The 14,710-nt window shown below is 70.1% G+C and carries 14 protein-coding genes; 9 read left to right on the top strand and 5 right to left on the bottom strand.

Annotation, left to right across the window (positions count from 1 at the left end):
* Window positions 1–40 precede the first annotated feature (40 nt).
* Together ACIPWY_RS07615 and ACIPWY_RS07610 are read right to left on the bottom strand one after the other, a co-directional pair.
* A complete protein-coding gene (locus ACIPWY_RS07615; RefSeq protein ID WP_362899489.1) occupies window positions 41–412 on the bottom strand; it encodes a peptidase inhibitor family I36 protein in 372 nt (123 codons plus the stop codon).
* A 242-nt stretch (window positions 413–654) separates the two neighbouring features.
* On the bottom strand, window positions 655–2,265 hold the full coding sequence (locus ACIPWY_RS07610; protein ID WP_362899487.1) for a DHA2 family efflux MFS transporter permease subunit: 1,611 nt from the start codon (window positions 2,263–2,265) through the stop codon (window positions 655–657).
* 115 nt (window positions 2,266–2,380) lie between these two features.
* Here ACIPWY_RS07610 and ACIPWY_RS07605 point away from each other — a divergent pair, with 115 nt between their 5' ends.
* The 7 genes from ACIPWY_RS07605 to ACIPWY_RS07575 all read left to right on the top strand — a co-directional run bounded on the left by ACIPWY_RS07605 (window position 2,381) and on the right by ACIPWY_RS07575 (window position 10,090).
* Window positions 2,381–3,025 (top strand): TetR family transcriptional regulator, encoded by a 645-nt coding sequence (locus ACIPWY_RS07605; RefSeq protein WP_362899486.1) that lies wholly within the window; start codon window positions 2,381–2,383, stop codon window positions 3,023–3,025.
* 160 nt (window positions 3,026–3,185) lie between these two features.
* Window positions 3,186–4,394: an alpha/beta hydrolase gene (locus ACIPWY_RS07600; protein ID WP_362899485.1), complete on the top strand. Its 1,209-nt coding sequence runs from the start codon at window positions 3,186–3,188 to the stop codon at window positions 4,392–4,394.
* A 76-nt stretch (window positions 4,395–4,470) separates the two neighbouring features.
* The gene (locus tag ACIPWY_RS07595; protein ID WP_393705421.1) at window positions 4,471–5,328 is read left to right on the top strand and encodes a DUF4429 domain-containing protein; all 858 of its coding nucleotides are present in this window, start codon (window positions 4,471–4,473) and stop codon (window positions 5,326–5,328) included.
* A gap of 172 nt (window positions 5,329–5,500) precedes the next feature.
* Window positions 5,501–6,865 carry a sensor histidine kinase gene (locus ACIPWY_RS07590; protein ID WP_393705420.1) on the top strand — a complete coding sequence of 455 codons (1,365 nt, stop codon included), beginning with the start codon at window positions 5,501–5,503 and terminating at the stop codon, window positions 6,863–6,865.
* 16 nt (window positions 6,866–6,881) lie between these two features.
* Window positions 6,882–7,559, top strand: coding sequence for a response regulator transcription factor (locus ACIPWY_RS07585; RefSeq protein ID WP_362899479.1), 678 nt, complete (start codon window positions 6,882–6,884; stop codon window positions 7,557–7,559).
* Between the two features lie 186 nt (window positions 7,560–7,745).
* The gene (locus tag ACIPWY_RS07580; protein WP_393705419.1) at window positions 7,746–8,876 is read left to right on the top strand and encodes an alpha/beta hydrolase; all 1,131 of its coding nucleotides are present in this window, start codon (window positions 7,746–7,748) and stop codon (window positions 8,874–8,876) included.
* Window positions 8,873–10,090 carry an acyltransferase gene (locus tag ACIPWY_RS07575; protein WP_393705418.1) on the top strand — a complete coding sequence of 406 codons (1,218 nt, stop codon included), beginning with the start codon at window positions 8,873–8,875 and terminating at the stop codon, window positions 10,088–10,090. The genes ACIPWY_RS07580 and ACIPWY_RS07575 overlap by 4 nt, the downstream gene beginning before the upstream one ends.
* Before the next feature lie 70 nt (window positions 10,091–10,160).
* Here the strand turns inward: ACIPWY_RS07575 and ACIPWY_RS07570 are convergent, their stop codons facing one another.
* A complete protein-coding gene (locus ACIPWY_RS07570; RefSeq protein ID WP_362899475.1) occupies window positions 10,161–11,207 on the bottom strand; it encodes an aldo/keto reductase in 1,047 nt (348 codons plus the stop codon).
* A 5-nt stretch (window positions 11,208–11,212) separates the two neighbouring features.
* The gene (locus tag ACIPWY_RS07565) at window positions 11,213–11,674 is read right to left on the bottom strand and encodes a MerR family transcriptional regulator (RefSeq protein WP_362899473.1); all 462 of its coding nucleotides are present in this window, start codon (window positions 11,672–11,674) and stop codon (window positions 11,213–11,215) included.
* 154 nt (window positions 11,675–11,828) lie between these two features.
* Between ACIPWY_RS07565 and ACIPWY_RS07560 the strand changes: the two genes are divergently transcribed.
* Window positions 11,829–12,638, top strand: coding sequence for a serine hydrolase domain-containing protein (locus tag ACIPWY_RS07560; protein WP_362899471.1), 810 nt, complete (start codon window positions 11,829–11,831; stop codon window positions 12,636–12,638).
* 82 nt (window positions 12,639–12,720) lie between these two features.
* On the opposite strand, the gene ACIPWY_RS07555 is transcribed toward ACIPWY_RS07560, so the two are convergent.
* Window positions 12,721–13,377, bottom strand: coding sequence for a pirin family protein (locus ACIPWY_RS07555; RefSeq protein ID WP_362900063.1), 657 nt, complete (start codon window positions 13,375–13,377; stop codon window positions 12,721–12,723).
* Window positions 13,378–13,474: 97 nt separating this feature from the next.
* Here ACIPWY_RS07555 and ACIPWY_RS07550 point away from each other — a divergent pair, with 97 nt between their 5' ends.
* The gene (locus tag ACIPWY_RS07550) at window positions 13,475–14,689 is read left to right on the top strand and encodes a PucR family transcriptional regulator (RefSeq protein ID WP_401532454.1); all 1,215 of its coding nucleotides are present in this window, start codon (window positions 13,475–13,477) and stop codon (window positions 14,687–14,689) included.
* Window positions 14,690–14,710: the final 21 nt, after the last annotated feature.

The raw sequence follows: 14,710 nt of genomic DNA, 5'->3' as shown, positions 1-14,710 counted from the left end.
GCGGCCACGAGGGCCGCACCGCACCTCCCTTTCTTTCATCTCAGCGCTCCCAGACCTTGAACGCCCGTACCCGGTAAGGAGATTGGGGCGCCCATGTGCCGCTGCCGGGATAGGTCTGGAACTCCCCCGTCTCGGCGCACTCCGCGGACTGGTAGGCCGTGACCGGCCGTCCGGTGCGATTGGCGAGGGCCTGCGCACTGCCCCCCTCCGGCAGCGCGACGCAGCTCTCGATGTCGATCCCGGACAGCTCGTACACCTGCCGGTGCCCCTTGTACGCCGCCTTCTCCCACAGGCACAGCTCCCCCGCCGCGCAGTCGCCCGGTGTCGGCGGGGCGGCGGCCCTCGCGTGAACGGGTGTCAGCAGGACGGCCGCAAGAGCCGCCGCGGCCGTCATCGGCAGCGTCGTCCCCATCGCCGCGCGCATCCTCGTACCCATATCGATCAACCCCCGTGTCGTGCCGGTCACTTGTCTGCACTCTGGACCGGTGGGCGAACGGGCGGGAAGAGCTGACGGATCAGATCACTCGGATAAGCGAAATGCCCCCAGGATTTCCCTGAGGGCATTTCGGGGTGCGTGCGGGGGTGGTTCGGGGGTGGCCTAGGGGTTTCCCCCGAAGGGCCGTTTCCCCGAAGGGCCGTTTCCCCCGAGGGGCGCTAGATGTGTGCGGCCCCCGCGCCCGCCTCCGCGTTCGCTCCACGCTTGGTCAGCAGCGCGACGAAGATCGCCACGACGGCGACACCCGCGGCGACCAGGCAGGCCAGGCTCATGCCGGAGATGAAGGTGTCGTGCGCGACTGAGGTGATCTTCTCGGCGAGCGCGGCCGGAGTCCCCTTCGGGACCGGGCCCACGCCGACCTGGACCGCCTCGGACGCCTGGTCCAGCTGAGCAGGCGTGAGCGGCGGAAGCTTGGCGTCCGTCCAGTTGCCCGCGAGGTCGTTGTCCACCTTCGAGGCCATCACGGCGCCGAGCACAGCAGTGCCGAGGCTTCCACCGATCTGCATGGCGGCCTGCTGGAGGCCGCCCGCGACGCCGGAGAGCTCCATCGGGGCGTTGCCCACGATGACCTCGGTGGCGCCCACCATGACGGGAGCGAGCCCCAGACCGAGGAGGGCGAACCACAGCGACATGGCGCCGCTGCCCGTGCCCGACTCCAGCGTGGACATGCCGTACATGGCGACGGCCGTGAGCAGCATGCCGCCCGCGAGCGGGATGCGCGGACCCACCTTCGTGATCATCGCGCCCGCCAGCGGCGAGCCCACGATCATCATTCCGGTCAGCGGCAGCAGGTGCAGGCCGCTGTCGACGGGGCTCATGCCGTGCACGTTCTGCAAGTAGAAGGTGACGAAGAAGAGGCCGCCCATGAAGGCGATGGCCATGAGCACCATCAGGACCACACCGGCCGACAGCGGCACCGAGCGGAACAGGGCCAGCGGGATCAGCGGTTCCTTGACGCGGGTCTCCCAGATCGCGAAGAGCGCGAAGCACAGGACGGAGACCGCCAGGAACGTCCAGGTCAGGCCGTCGCCCCAGCCCCACGTCGGAGCCTTGATCAGCGCCCAGACCAGGCAGAACATCGCGCCGGAGAGCAGCACGATGCCGAGGATGTCGAAGGACCGCGGCGCGTTCTCGGCACGGTGGTCCCTGAGGATCAGCAGCCCGAGAACGAGGGCGATGATGCCGACGGGAACGTTGATGAAGAAGACCGACTGCCAGCTGACGTGCTGGACGAGGAGCCCACCGAGGATCGGGCCGCCGGCAGTCGAGGCACCGATCACCATGCCCCAGATGCCGATCGCCATGTTCAGCTTCTCGGCGGGGAAGGTGGCCCGCAGGAGGCCGAGCGCGGCCGGCATGAGGAGCGCGCCGAACAGGCCCTGGAACACCCGGAAGGTGACCACCAGAGCGATGCTGTCCGACAGGCCGATGGCGCCCGAGGCCGCGGCGAACCCGATCACGCCGATGAGGAAGGTCTGGCGGTGACCGAACCGGTCGCCGAGCTTGCCCGCGGTGATCAGCGTGACCGCGAGGGCGAGAAAGTAGCCGTTGGTGATCCATTGGACGTCGGCGAAGCTCGCGCCGAGGTCCTTCTGGATAGCCGGGTTGGCGATGGCCACGATGGTGCCGTCGAGGGCGACCATCATCACGCCGATCGCGACGGAGAACAGCGTCAGCCAGGGGTGGCCGCGAAGCCCCTTGGCCGGGGCCGGAACGGACACGGGCTCCGGAGCCTTGTCCGCCTTGTCGACGGTGGTCTGACTAGTCATGCGTTCGAGGCTAATGACAGCGACTGACAGTTGACAAACCAATTCACAAGTCGGTAACTGTCACGTTGCTCACAGGTAAGCTGAGCTGGGCAAACAGACGCAAAGAGGGGCGCGAGTGAAGACGCAGGAAGCGCGTTCAGGACTACGGGAACGCAAGAAGCAGCGCACCCGCGACGCCCTGCTGCGCTCCGCCCTGGAACTTTTCACCACAAAGGGGTACGACCGCACGACGGTTGACGAGATCGCGGAGGCCGTCGACGTCTCGCAGCGCACCTTCTTCCGGTACTTCACCAGCAAGGAGGAGACCGCGTTCGCGGTCCAGGACATGGTGGAGTCCCGCTTCATCGCCGTCCTGCGTGAACGCCCCGCAGCCGACAGCCCGTTCGAGGCCCTGCGGGGTGCCGTGCTCGACGCCTGGGACACCCTCGGTGAGTCCATCGAGGAGGTCGTCCCGGTCGAACTCCACATGCGCACCTACCAGATGATCGAATCCACCCCCTCCCTGATCGCCGTCCACCTGCGCCGTTCCACGGAGCTGGAGGAGGAGATCGCGCGCGTGATCGCCGAGCGCGAGGGCCTCGACGTGGAAACGGATCCGCGCCCGCGCGTGACCGTGGCCGCGTTCAGCGGTGTGATGCGCATGGCCGGGCGGCTGTGGGGGGCCGGCGAAGACAGCAGCGTCGAGTCGATCCGCGAGGTCACGGAGTCCTATCTCGACCAGCTGGGGCCGGTGTTGGCGGGGAAGTGGCGCACAGAGTGACCGACCGGGCGCTCCCGCGCGCGTGGGGCACAATCGGCACCTACGGAGCGTGACGCCACCACCTAAGGTAGGCCCGGTTTGCCCTAATTACCCCGCTGGAAACGTGATCTGCCTCACCGATTTCGCGGGTTGGTCCGCGGTTCTCCTAGGGTGTCCCGCAGTGACTTCCTTCGACTCATCCCCGCAACTCAGCGTCTGGCGCGCACTGCTCGCGCTGGCCGTCGTGTTCGTCATGCTGGCGACCACCGGCTGGACCGCCGTGCGCCACAAGGGCGTCACCTCGCCACTCAACACCGCCATCACGGCGTGGGAGCACGGCCACCTCAACGGGCGCGCACTGCCGGACCCGGACGGCTCTCCCGCCCGCCTCGCGCAGTTCTTCGCCTCGCTCACGAGCCAGCAACGCGCGCGGCTCGCCGCCCACTACCCGCTCGCCGTCGGCAACATGAACGGCGCGCCGGTGGAACTGCGCTACCGCGCCAACCGCATCGCCCTCGACCAGGCACGCAAGGTGGCGCGGAAGAGCACGCACGACAACCGGCTCTCCTCCGCGGGACAGCACGACGCCGGCCAGCGCATGAACCGGTACGCATCGCTGATGCGCCCCGACCGCAAGATCCTCGCCTTCGATCCCCTGGGCACCGGCCGCGTCGCCGAGGTCTTCGGGGACCTCGACAAGGCCGAGCGCGTCTCGGTCGTGGTCCCCGGCGTCGACACCAACCTCCTGACCTTCCAGCGGACCGTCCGCAAGTACTCGGCGCCCGTCGGCATGGCTCGCTCCCTGTACCGGGCGGAGCGCGCCGCCGGCCCCAGCACACGGACCGCCGTGATCGCCTGGGCCGACTACACGACGCCCGCAGGCCTCGGCGTCGACGCGGCCACCGCGATGCGCGCGGAGGAGGGCGCCACCCGGCTCAACGCCATGGTGCGCGCACTGCCGGGCCGCACTCCGGTGGCCCTGTACTGCCACAGTTACGGCTCTGTGGTGTGCGGTGTCGCCGCGCGGAAACTGCCCTCGCGGGTGAGCGACATCGCGGTGGCCGGCAGCCCCGGAATGCGCGCAGGGAAGGCTTCGAGACTGGGTACCCACGCGCGCGTGTGGGCGATGCGGGACAGCGACGACTGGATCCAGGACGTGCCGTACATGGAGGTCGGCGGGATCGGCCACGGCGCCGACCCCGTCTCCCGGGGGTTCGGCGCCCGGGTCCTGTCGGCAGCGGGCGCACACGGGCACACCGGCTATTTCGAGCCGGGTACGGAGAGCCTCAGCAACTTCGCGGACATCGGAATCGGTTCGTACCGCACCCTGCGGTGTGCGAGCGGGCATGACACCTGCCGTGACGGATCTTCCGGCGCAGCCTCGGCCTGACGCGCGTAGAAATCGGTGAAACAGGGGCACGACGCAACAGGGGACGGAGGCGCGCGTGCCGCATACGATGAGCCGCATGGGTGACGTACTGGCCGGATTTCATGCCGCCTGGGAGTTCGGGTCCGACTCCGTGCTCATCCGCTTCGAACGGGGAATCCGCACGCCGAAGCTGCTCCATGCCCTCGGTGAGCGCCGCATCCCCTATGAGGCGATCGCGGCGGTGACCCTCTCTCCCGGGAAGCGCGGGACCGTCGTTCTGCGCGCTGTGCCGAGACCGGGCGCCGATCCGCTGATGGACGCGGCCGCGGGACAGCTCAAGGAGGGATGCGACCCCTACCGGCTCGTCCTGCCCGCCGAGCGCGAGACGCTCGCCGAGTATTACGCGGACGAGCTGCGCGGCGTACTGGCCCTGGACGACGGCGCACCGGCAGGCCGCTACCTGGTGGCGGCGCCCGAGGCACCGCTGCACTTCAAGGCCTACGACGGCAAGGCCTCTTTCGACGGTAAGTCCGTGGCATTCCGATGGTTCTGGACCGGGGCGTCGTCCGCGAAATGGAAGGCCGGCGACAAGAGCTTTCCCGTCTCGGATCTGAGCGGCGTCGAATGGCGCTCGCCCGAGGTCTTCGAGGGCCATCTGCGGCTGTTGCGCCGCGACACGTCCGAGCAGCCCGCCCAGGCCGACCAGGACCCGGCCGCCGTGATCTTCGGTCTCGGGTACGGCCCCGTACATGAGTCGCTGCCCTTCGCCGCGTCCATCCTCGCGGCCGTACGGGCCGGGGGCTCGACTGTGCCCGCATCCGGCACCTCGCCTGCTCGGCGTGACCCCGCGGACATCGCCGACCGCATCCGTCACCTGGGCGAGCTGCATCAGGCGGGCCTTGTCACGGATGCCGAGTTCTCGACGAAGAAGGCCGAGTTGCTGGCGGAGTTGTAGGGCTCGGGCCCCGGCTTCGGACGCGGGTGCGCGTCGGTGAGCGTGCGGGTGCGGTGGCCTCGTCGAGGTTCGGCGTCCGTCGGCCGGCCTCATGTCATACCTGGGTACGGGGTGCGGTGAGCTCCTCGGTATGACGGCACCGCGGGTGGTTGTTGCCTACGCTGAGCGGGCCATGAGCACCACATCGACAGCACCTGATCAGGAGCCCCGCCCGCCGGACGGCAAGTCCGCACCGCCGGGGGCTCTGCGCCGCGTGTTCGCCATCGTCCTCGGCGGGCTGCGGACGATCGGGGCCTCGCTCGCCGCTCCCGCGGGACCCGCCGAGCCTCTGCTCGGCCACTCGTCGAGGCGTTGGGTGCGGCTGGCACCCTATGTGATCGCGCTGGGCTTCGTCGCGACACTGATCCCGGTGACCACCCAGGTCCTGTCGAACGACTACGGGGTCCCCGGTGGTCTCGCCGGCGCTCTTGGGGTCGCACAGGCCGCCCCCCTGCTGCTCGCCGTCAGCCGGCCCCTGCTCGCGTGGGGCATCGTGATCGTCGCGGACGTCGTCGGGGCGATCGTCATCCAGGGTTCGGCCTCCCATCACGCCGCGCCCTGGACCCCCATGGTCATCGTGGGATATCTGGCCCTGTGCTTCGTCCTCTCTCTGCGGGAGCACAGACGCACGGTCCTGGCGATCTGGCTGGTCACGGTGGTGTCCGGACTCGTCCTCGACATGTTCCGTCCCTCGGACAGCCAGGCCACGAGCGTGCTGATGATCGTGCTGAGCGGTGGGGTGCTGCTGTTCGGGGCGCTGCTGCGCGAGCGCGGGGAAGCACAGCGCAGACTCGTCGAGCAGGAGACGATCAACGAGGCCGAGCGGTCGCAGCGCGCCCTCCTCGAGGAACGGGCGCGTATCGCGCGGGAGTTGCACGACGTCGTGGCTCACCACATGTCGGTGATCACGGTGCAGGCGGACTCCGCTCCGTACCGGCTCCAGGGCCTGACCCCCGAGGCGTGCGAGGAGTTCGGCTCGATAGCGGCGGGCGCCAGGGAGTCGCTCGGTGAGATGCGGCGGCTCCTCGCAGTGCTGCGCAGCGAGGACGCGCCGGGCGGTGAGCGCGCGCCCCAGCCGGGTCTCGGCCGGCTTCAGCAGCTGGTGGAAGCCACGGTACGGGGCGGTGTCCCGGCGGAGTTGTCGATGCCCGAGCTGACGCTGGTCGGGGAGCTGACCGATGTGCCGCCCGCCGTGGACCTCTCCGCGTACCGCATCGTGCAGGAGGCCCTGGCCAATGTCGTGCGGCACGCTCCCGGTGCCCGCACGCAGATCTCCGTCTCCAAGGACGAGGACGCCCTGCTGGTGATCGTGGTCAACGGCCCGGCGGGCGAGCATGCTTCACCCGTGGAGACGACCGGCACGGGACACGGTCTCATCGGGATGCACGAGCGCGTACGGTTGGTCGGCGGCACACTCGACGTGGGCCCGCTGCCCGGGGGAGGCTTCCGCGTCGCGGCCCGACTCCCGCTGGCCGAGCCCGACTCTCCCTCGGCGTAAAGGAATTCGGCACCGCATGACCATCCGCGTGATCATCGTCGACGACCAGGCCATGGTGCGAGCGGGATTCGCCGCGCTGTTGGCCGCGCAGAGCGACATCGACGTCGTGGGCGAGGCGCCGGACGGCAAGCAGGGCGTGGAGGTCAGCCGGACCACACATCCCGATGTCGTCCTCATGGACGTGCGGATGCCCGAGATGGACGGGATCGCCGCGACCCGCACGCTCCTCGACCCTCCGCCGGGCGTGATTCACCGCCCCAAGGTCCTGATGCTCACCACGTTCGACGTGGACGACTACGTGTACGAGGCGCTGCGGGCGGGTGCTTCGGGGTTCCTCCTCAAGGACGCCCCGCCCGCCGACCTCATCGCTGCGGTACGTGTGGTGGCCGCCGGAGAGGCGCTGCTCGCCCCGACGGTCACGCGCCGGCTCATCGAGGACATCGCGAGGCAGCGCCCGTCCGGTCGCAGGGACCGCTCGCCGGAGCTGAACTCTCTGACGCCACGCGAGACCGAGGTCCTCGAACTCATCGCCCGGGGCCTGTCCAACCAGGAGATCGCGGAGAAGCTGGTGCTCGCGGAACAGACCGTGAAGACCCATATCGGCCGCGTGCTGGCGAAGTTGGGTCTGCGCGATCGGGCACAGGCCGTGATTTTCGCTTACGAGACCGGCCTCGTCACGCCCGGCGACCAATAGGCCCAGGCTCCGGTATCACCCGCCGTGCACAGGTCAGCGGGGGTTGCCCCACTCCACCCCCTACCTGAGTAGCACCTTCGAATACCCGGGTATCACTTGCGAGTTGGCTCCCCGGTGTGACGTGGAGCCATACGTCTTCTCCCTACCTTCCCCTCGTCACGCCACCGGACCGAGGGGAGACAGGCGATGCGCCTGCAGTCATGGAAGCAACGCGGCCGTAGGACATTGGTCGCCGCCGCGCTCACGGCAACTGTCGTGGCGGGCACGACGGGCTGGGCCGTCGGCAGCGAGCGGAGCCCTCTCACGGGGCCGCCTCCCGGCGCGGCTTCCTGGCATGCGGACCATGCGCTCGGTGTCGGGCTGCCCGATCCGGCGACCGCGAGTCCGGCCCAGGTGGCAGCCTTCTTCCGCGGGCTGGACGACGCCGAGCGACAAGAGTTGGTCGCGCGGCATCCGACGGTTGTCGGCAATCTGGACGGCGCCCCGGCGGACCTTCGCTACGAGGCCAACACCCGTGCCCTGAAAGCCGAACGGGACCGAGCCCGGGCACGCACGCGGAACCCGTCGCTCACGGCACAGGACCACGCGCAAGCCCGCTTCCTCGTCACCCGGTACACCGAACTCCTCGAACCCGGGCGCCAGATACTGGCTTTCGACCCACGCGGTCGCGGTCAGGTGGCCGAGGTGTACGGGGACTTGGCGGGCGCCGCTCATGTGTCCGTCGTCGTGCCCGGCTCGGACATCGACCTGACGTCGTTCGACCGGGCCAAGGATCCCTATGGCACCCCCGCGGGGATGGCCCGCTCTTTGTACGAGGCGTCGGGCGGCCGCACGGCGGTCGTGGCCTGGGTGGGATACACGACGCCGGTCGGTCTGGGGCCCGATGCCGCCACCGGCCGGCTCGCCGAGGCGGGCGCGCCGAGGCTGACCCGCTTCGTCCAGGGCCTGACGGCGTCGGGCGCGGCACGTCCCGCCGTGTTCTGCCACAGCTACGGATCGGTGGTGTGCGGACTCTCCGCCGCCCGGCTGCCCGTGTCCGACCTCGTGGTGCTCGGCTCCCCGGGACTGCGCGCGGACAAGGCGGCCGATCTGCGTACCAAGGCCCGGGTCTGGGCCGCGCGCGACGACGGCGACTGGATCGGCCGCGTGCCGAACGTCGAACTGTTCGGCCTGGGCCATGGCACCGACCCCTCCGATCCCGCCTTCGGCGCCCGCCGTATCCCGGCCCACCTCGCCAAGGGCCACACCGGCTACTTCGCGCCCGGCACGGACTCGCTGCGCGCCTTCACCCGCATCGCCACCGGAGCGACGTCATGAGTATGGCGACCCTGCGCAGGACCGCGTCCGCCATCGACGCGAAGACACCGGCCCACCGGGACCGGGCGATAGACGGACTGCGCGCGCTCGCGCTGATCGCCGTGCCCATGGGCCACTGGCTCCTCGGCGGCTTCTCCCTCGACGGCCAGGGCGCGCTGCACAACGCGAGCCCGCTGTCCTCCTTCGGTTTTCTCGCCCCGATCAGCTGGGTGCTGCAGATGCTCGGCATCTTCTTCCTGGTGGGGGGCTACGCATCCGTTCTGTCCTACCGGCGGGCGCTGGAGACGGGCGGGTCGACGAGCAGCTGGCTGCGCGGCCGGCTCGCCCGCCTGGGCCGCCCGGTCCTCGGGGTGACGGCGGTGTGCGCCGCGCTGATCCCCGCGTTGTACGCGCTCGGGGTGCCGGAGAAGACCCTGCACACGGGATCGACGCTGGTGATACAGCCGCTGTGGTTCGTGGGCGTCTACACGATGATCACCGCGCTCACGCCGTACTGCGTACGCGCCGCCCAGAAGCTGGGGGCATGGGCCGCGGCACCGCTGCTCGGGTCCGTAGCCGTGATCGACTTCCTGCGCTACGGGCCGTACGCGGACGCCGTGCCGTCCTGGCTGAGCCTACTCAATCTGCTCCCCGGCTGGATGTTCGCCTACCAACTGGGTGTCTGCTGGGGCGAGAAAAAGATCGGCAGGCGTGGTGCGTGGGCTCTGCTGATCGGCGGCATGGCCCTGTTCGCGGCGCTGCTCCTCGCGTTCCGCTATCCGGAGTCGATGGTGGGCGTGCCGGGCGAGGCACGGACGAACTCCCATCCGCCGTCCTTGCTGGTGCTCGCGCTTGCGGCCGCGCAGAGTGGTGCGGCGATGCTCCTGCGGGACCGGATCGGCAGGCTGTTGAGGCGGCCCGCGTTGTGGGCGCCGGTCGTCGTCATCAACCTCTCGGCGATGACGATCCTGTGCTGGCACCAGACGGCGCTCCTGGCAGCGGCGATACCGGGTTCCTTCGCCGGTGCGATATCGGGGCTGACAACGAGTCCGGACTCGCTGGGCTGGATAGCGGCGAGGATCGCGTGGCTTCCTGTCTTCGCGGGATTGCTCGTGCTGATCGGCCGGTACACGCGGGGTTTCGAGGCTCCGTGGAAGCGGGCGACGCATGTGCGGCGGGCGCTGGCCGGGCTACTGGCAGCGGGGTTCGCAGTGTTCGCGCTGGGGCTCGCGTGAGGTGCCGGCCGGCCGCCGCCGGGGCAGGAGATGCCCACGGCGGCGGGCCGGGCAGGTGGCACGGGGGGTGTTACTCGCGCCCCGCCGAGGTGAAGGTCATGTCGGCGTAGCGGTCGCCCGCGACCTGGGAGGCGATGGGGGCGATCAGGCCGAGTTCGGCGTCGGTGAGGGTGATGCGGGTGGCCGCGGCGTTCTCCTCGATGCGGCTGCGCTTGCGGGTGCCGGGGATCGGGATGACGGGGAGACCGAAGACCTGCGACTGCTGCTGCAGCCAGGCCAGGGCGATCTGGCCGAGGGAGGCGCCATGCGCCTCCGCGACCTGGCGCACCGGCTCGAGCAGAGCCGCGTTGGCGACGGCGTTGTCGCCGGTGAAGCGGGGCTGCTGGCGACGGAAGTCGTCCGCGCCGAGTTCCTTGTCCGCGCGGACGAAGGAGCCGGTGAGGAAGCCACGTCCGAGCGGCGAGTACGGCACGAGGGCCACGCCCAGTTCGGCGGCGGTCGGCACGACCTCCCTCTCGATGTCGCGGCTGAACAGCGACCACTCGGACTGGAGGGCGGCGATCGGGTGGACGGCCTGGGCGGCGCGCAGTTCGGCGCCGGTGACCTCGCTGAGGCCGAGGTGCTTGACCTTGCCGGCGGCGACGAGTTCGGCCATCACGCCGACGGTCTCCTCGATCGGCACGTTCACGTCGCGGCGGTGCATGTAGTAGAGGTCGATGGCGTCGACGCCGAGACGCTGGAGGCTGGCATCGATGCAGGCGCGGATGTACGCGGGATCGTTGTTGATGATGCGCTTCGTGGGGTCGCTCGGGTCCACCCCCAGGGCGAACTTGGTGGCCAGCACCACCTCGTCGCGATGCGCCTTGAGGAAGGGAGCAAGGAACTTCTCGTTCTCACCGGCGGCGTAGGCGTCGGCGGTGTCGTACAAGGTGACGCCGAGTTCCAGGCCCCGCTCCAGGGTGGCCCGGGCCTCGTCGGCGTCCGTCGGACCGTAGGCCCAGCTCATGCCCATGCAGCCGAGGCCCTGCACGCCCACCAAGGGCCCGTTGTTTCCCAACTCAACAGTGGAAATCCGCTGCGGTTCCCCCGTGTGCTGCGTCTGCTCCGTGCTGCTCATGCGGTTCAGGCCCTCTCCGACGCCCGTCGGGCGCCCGCATAGAAGTCGATCTTGATGTCGAGTACGGACAGCGTGTCCTGGAGTTCGGTGATCCGGGACAGCACGTCCCTGCGCGTCGATTCGAGAAGCTCGCGGCGCTCCTCGAAGGTTTCCTCACCCACCCGCACGAGTTCGGCGTAGCGCACCATGTGTGCCACCGGCATCCCGGTCAGCCGCAGCTTGCCGACGAAGGTGAGCCAGTCGAGATCCCGGTTGCTGTAGCGGCGCTGACCCGTGTGCGAGCGGTCGATGTGGGGCATGAGCCCGATCCGCTCGTACCAGCGCAGCGTGTGGGCGGTCAGTCCGGTGAAGGCCACGACCTCGCTGATCGTGTAGTGGTCCTTGCCGTCCGGGCGCGGGTGAGCGGTGGGGGCCGATCCGCAGACGTCGGCCTTGCTGGGTGCGGGGGTGGTCTCCATCACCGTCATGCCCCCACGCTAGAACGTTGAAGTGCACTCCAAGCAAGCGCATCGGGGAGGAATTCCGGACGGTGTCCGTCGACGCGGCTCGGCCTGCGCGACGGTTGGGCCGAGCCCGTGGGCGTAGGAGAGTGCCTGGGCGGGGCCCGTTAGGCTCGTGGCCATGCAGAGCCTTGCGATGATCGAGAACTGGCCGGTACCGACCGCCGCCGCAGCCGTCGTCCGCGCGGACGGCACGGTCCTCGGGGCGCATGGTCCGACGGCCCACCGTTTCCCGCTGGCCTCGGTCACCAAGCCGCTGGCGGCCTACGCGGCCCTGGTCGCCTATGAAGAGGGCGCGATCGAGTTCGAAGACCCGGCCGGCCCCGAGGGCTCCACGGTGCGCCACCTCCTCGCGCACACTTCCGGGCTCGCCTTCGACGAGCACCGGGCGACGTCGGCGCCCGGTACACGGCGGCTGTACTCGAATGCGGGGTTCGAGGTGCTCGGGGACCACATCGCGAAGGCGACGGAGATCCCGTTCGCCGAGTACCTGCACCAGGCGGTGCTCGAGCCCCTGGGGATGAGCTCGACCACGTTGGAGGGTTCGCCCGCCAAGGACGGGGTGTCGACGGTGGACGACCTGGCCCGGTTCGCCGCCGAGGTACAGGCTCCCCGGCTGCTCGATCCGCGGACCGTCGCCGAGGCGATGACCGTTCAGTATCCGGGCCTCAAGGGCGTACTGCCGGGGTACGGGCACCAGAACCCGAACGACTGGGGGCTCGGGTTCGAGATCAGGGACTCCAAGTCCCCGCACTGGACGGGCAGTTCGTCGTCGCCGCGGACGTTCGGGCACTTCGGGCAGTCGGGCACGTTCCTGTGGGTCGACCCCGACGCGGGTGTCGCTTGTGTGGCGCTGACCGATCGGGCGTTCGGGCCGTGGGCCGCCGAGGTGTGGCCACCGTTCACGGACGCGGTGCTCGCCGAGGTGTGAGTCCGGTGTGAGAGAGGCGGGCGTGCGGGGCTGGGGGTGCGAGCTCGGGGTCAGGGCGCGCGGCCGTTCCGCGGTGGGGACCTCAGCGGGCGGCCATCTCCCACAGCAGCAGTTCCGCCGGTCCTGACGCCACGGCTTCGAGGGCGGATTCCCCGGCGATCCTGACCGAGTCACCCGGGCCCAACTCCTCGCCGTCGAGCACCACTTCACCGCGTGCTACGTGGACGTACACCTGGGCCGCGTCCGGGACGGCGGCGCGCTCCCCCGGTGCGAGGCGGCGCACGTGCAGGAGGGAGCCGGCCTCCGGCACGTCGTAGGGGGTGGAGTCGGCGATGCCGTGCACGACCTCGTAGACAGGGTCGCCGCCCGGCTCCAGAGGGGCGAGCCACATCTGGACGAAGACGAGGGGGTCGGGGCCGTCGTTGCGCTCAACATGGCGCACTCCGGCGCCCGCACTGAGGCGCTGCACGTCGCCCGGTGCGACGACGGACTCGTGTCCCGTCGAATCGCGGTGGGTGAGCCTGCCCGAGACGACCCAGGTGACGATCTCGGTGTGGCTGTGCGGATGCTCGTCGAAGCCCGCGCCCGGCGCGAGACGCTCCTCGTTGCAGGCCAGGATCGATCCGAAGCGCAGGTTGTCGGGGTCGTAGTGGGGCCCGAAGGAGAAGGCGTGGAACGACTCGATTCCGGCGCCCGGCTCGCCGCCGGGGTACCGGTCGCCGGAGCGACGTACATCCATCACGCCGTACACGGTAGACCCCCGGACGGGGACGTCCGCGCGGCCACCTTGCACCCTCCACTCCGCTGAGCCGTCCCGATAAGGCAGTCTTGTCCCCGTGCCCGAACCCTCAGCGAACGAAGCCCCGGACCATCGCGACCGCCGTGCGAACCCCCACCCGCACTCCGCGACCCTGAAGCGCCTGGAGAAGTCGTCCGGAAGCCTCGCCGCGCAGGCCATCACGCGCATGGACGAGACGCTGCCGTGGTACCGGGCGATGCCACCGGAGAACCGCTCCTGGATCGGGCTGGTCGCGCAGGCCGGTATCGCTGCCTTCACCGAGTGGTTCCGGCACCCGGACGCCCCCCAGGCGATCTCGACCGACGTCTTCGGCACCGCGCCGCGCGAGCTGACCCGGGCCATCACGCTGCGCCAGACCGTGGAGATGGTCCGCACGACCATCGAGGTCATGGAGTCCGCGATCGACGAGGTCGCGGCGCCCGGCGACGAGTCGATCCTGCGCGAGGCGCTGCTGGTGTACGCGCGGGAGATCGCCTTCGCGACCGCCCAGGTCTACGCACAGGCGGCGGAGGCGCGTGGCGCGTGGGACGCCCGCCTCGAGTCGCTGGTGGTCAACGCGGTCCTCTCGGGCGAGGCGGACGAGGGCGCCATCAGCAGGGCCGCGGCGCTCGGGTGGAATTCGCCGGAGCACGTGTGCGTGGTGCTCGGCACCGCTCCGGACGGGGACAGCGAGCTGACGGTCGAGGCGATCCGGCGGGCCGCCCGGCACGCCAAGCTCCAGGTCCTGACCGGGGTGCTCGGGGACCGCCTCGTCGTCATCGCGGGCGGCAACAACAATCCGCTCCAGGTCGCGAAGTCCCTGATCGGCCCGTACGCGGCAGGTCCCGTGGTGGCCGGCCCCGTAGTGCCCGACCTGCTCGCCGCGACCAAGTCGGCGCAGGCCGCGACCGCCGGGCTCAAGGCGTGCGGGGCGTGGCAGGACGCTCCGCGGCCCGTTCTGGCGGACGATCTCCTTCCGGAGCGGGCGATCGCGAGCGACCCTGCCGCACGCGAGCAGTTGGTGGAGGAGATCTACAGACCACTCGAGGAGGCCGGGTCGGCTCTTCTGGAGACGCTCAGCGTCTATCTGGAACAGGCGAGCAGCCTCGAAGGGGCGGCCCGGATGCTCTTCGTCCACCCGAACACCGTCCGCTACCGGCTCCGACGTGTGACAGACGTCACCGGCTGGTCACCCTCCGATGTCAGGTCGGCGTTCACGCTGCGGATCGCACTGATCCTGGGGCGCCTGGCCGCCGCAGATCCTCAGTCGTAGCCTTTTGTCGGGGGTCTACAA

Source organism: Streptomyces sp. NPDC090032, assembly GCF_044748025.1.
Classification (GTDB): Bacteria; Actinomycetota; Actinomycetes; order Streptomycetales; family Streptomycetaceae; genus Streptomyces.
The sequence above is the reverse complement of the archived record's forward strand: the minus strand, read 5'-3'. Positions and strand labels throughout refer to the sequence as shown.

Bases quoted from the DNA above. Each gene is read 5' to 3' on its own strand.
- ACIPWY_RS07615 (WP_362899489.1), bottom strand. From the start codon at position 412: ATGGGGACGACGCTGCCGATGACGGCCGCGGCGGCTCTTGCGGCCGTC.
- ACIPWY_RS07610 (WP_362899487.1), bottom strand. From the start codon at position 2,265: ATGACTAGTCAGACCACCGTCGACAAGGCGGACAAGGCTCCGGAGCCC.
- ACIPWY_RS07585 (WP_362899479.1), top strand. From the start codon at position 6,882: ATGACCATCCGCGTGATCATCGTCGACGACCAGGCCATGGTGCGAGCG.
- ACIPWY_RS07570 (WP_362899475.1), bottom strand. From the start codon at position 11,207: ATGAGCAGCACGGAGCAGACGCAGCACACGGGGGAACCGCAGCGGATT.
- ACIPWY_RS07590 (WP_393705420.1), top strand. From the start codon at position 5,501: ATGAGCACCACATCGACAGCACCTGATCAGGAGCCCCGCCCGCCGGAC.
- ACIPWY_RS07555 (WP_362900063.1), bottom strand. From the start codon at position 13,377: ATGGATGTACGTCGCTCCGGCGACCGGTACCCCGGCGGCGAGCCGGGC.
- ACIPWY_RS07580 (WP_393705419.1), top strand. From the start codon at position 7,746: ATGCGCCTGCAGTCATGGAAGCAACGCGGCCGTAGGACATTGGTCGCC.
- ACIPWY_RS07560 (WP_362899471.1), top strand. From the start codon at position 11,829: ATGCAGAGCCTTGCGATGATCGAGAACTGGCCGGTACCGACCGCCGCC.
- ACIPWY_RS07595 (WP_393705421.1), top strand. From the start codon at position 4,471: ATGGGTGACGTACTGGCCGGATTTCATGCCGCCTGGGAGTTCGGGTCC.
- ACIPWY_RS07565 (WP_362899473.1), bottom strand. From the start codon at position 11,674: ATGACGGTGATGGAGACCACCCCCGCACCCAGCAAGGCCGACGTCTGC.
- ACIPWY_RS07575 (WP_393705418.1), top strand. From the start codon at position 8,873: ATGAGTATGGCGACCCTGCGCAGGACCGCGTCCGCCATCGACGCGAAG.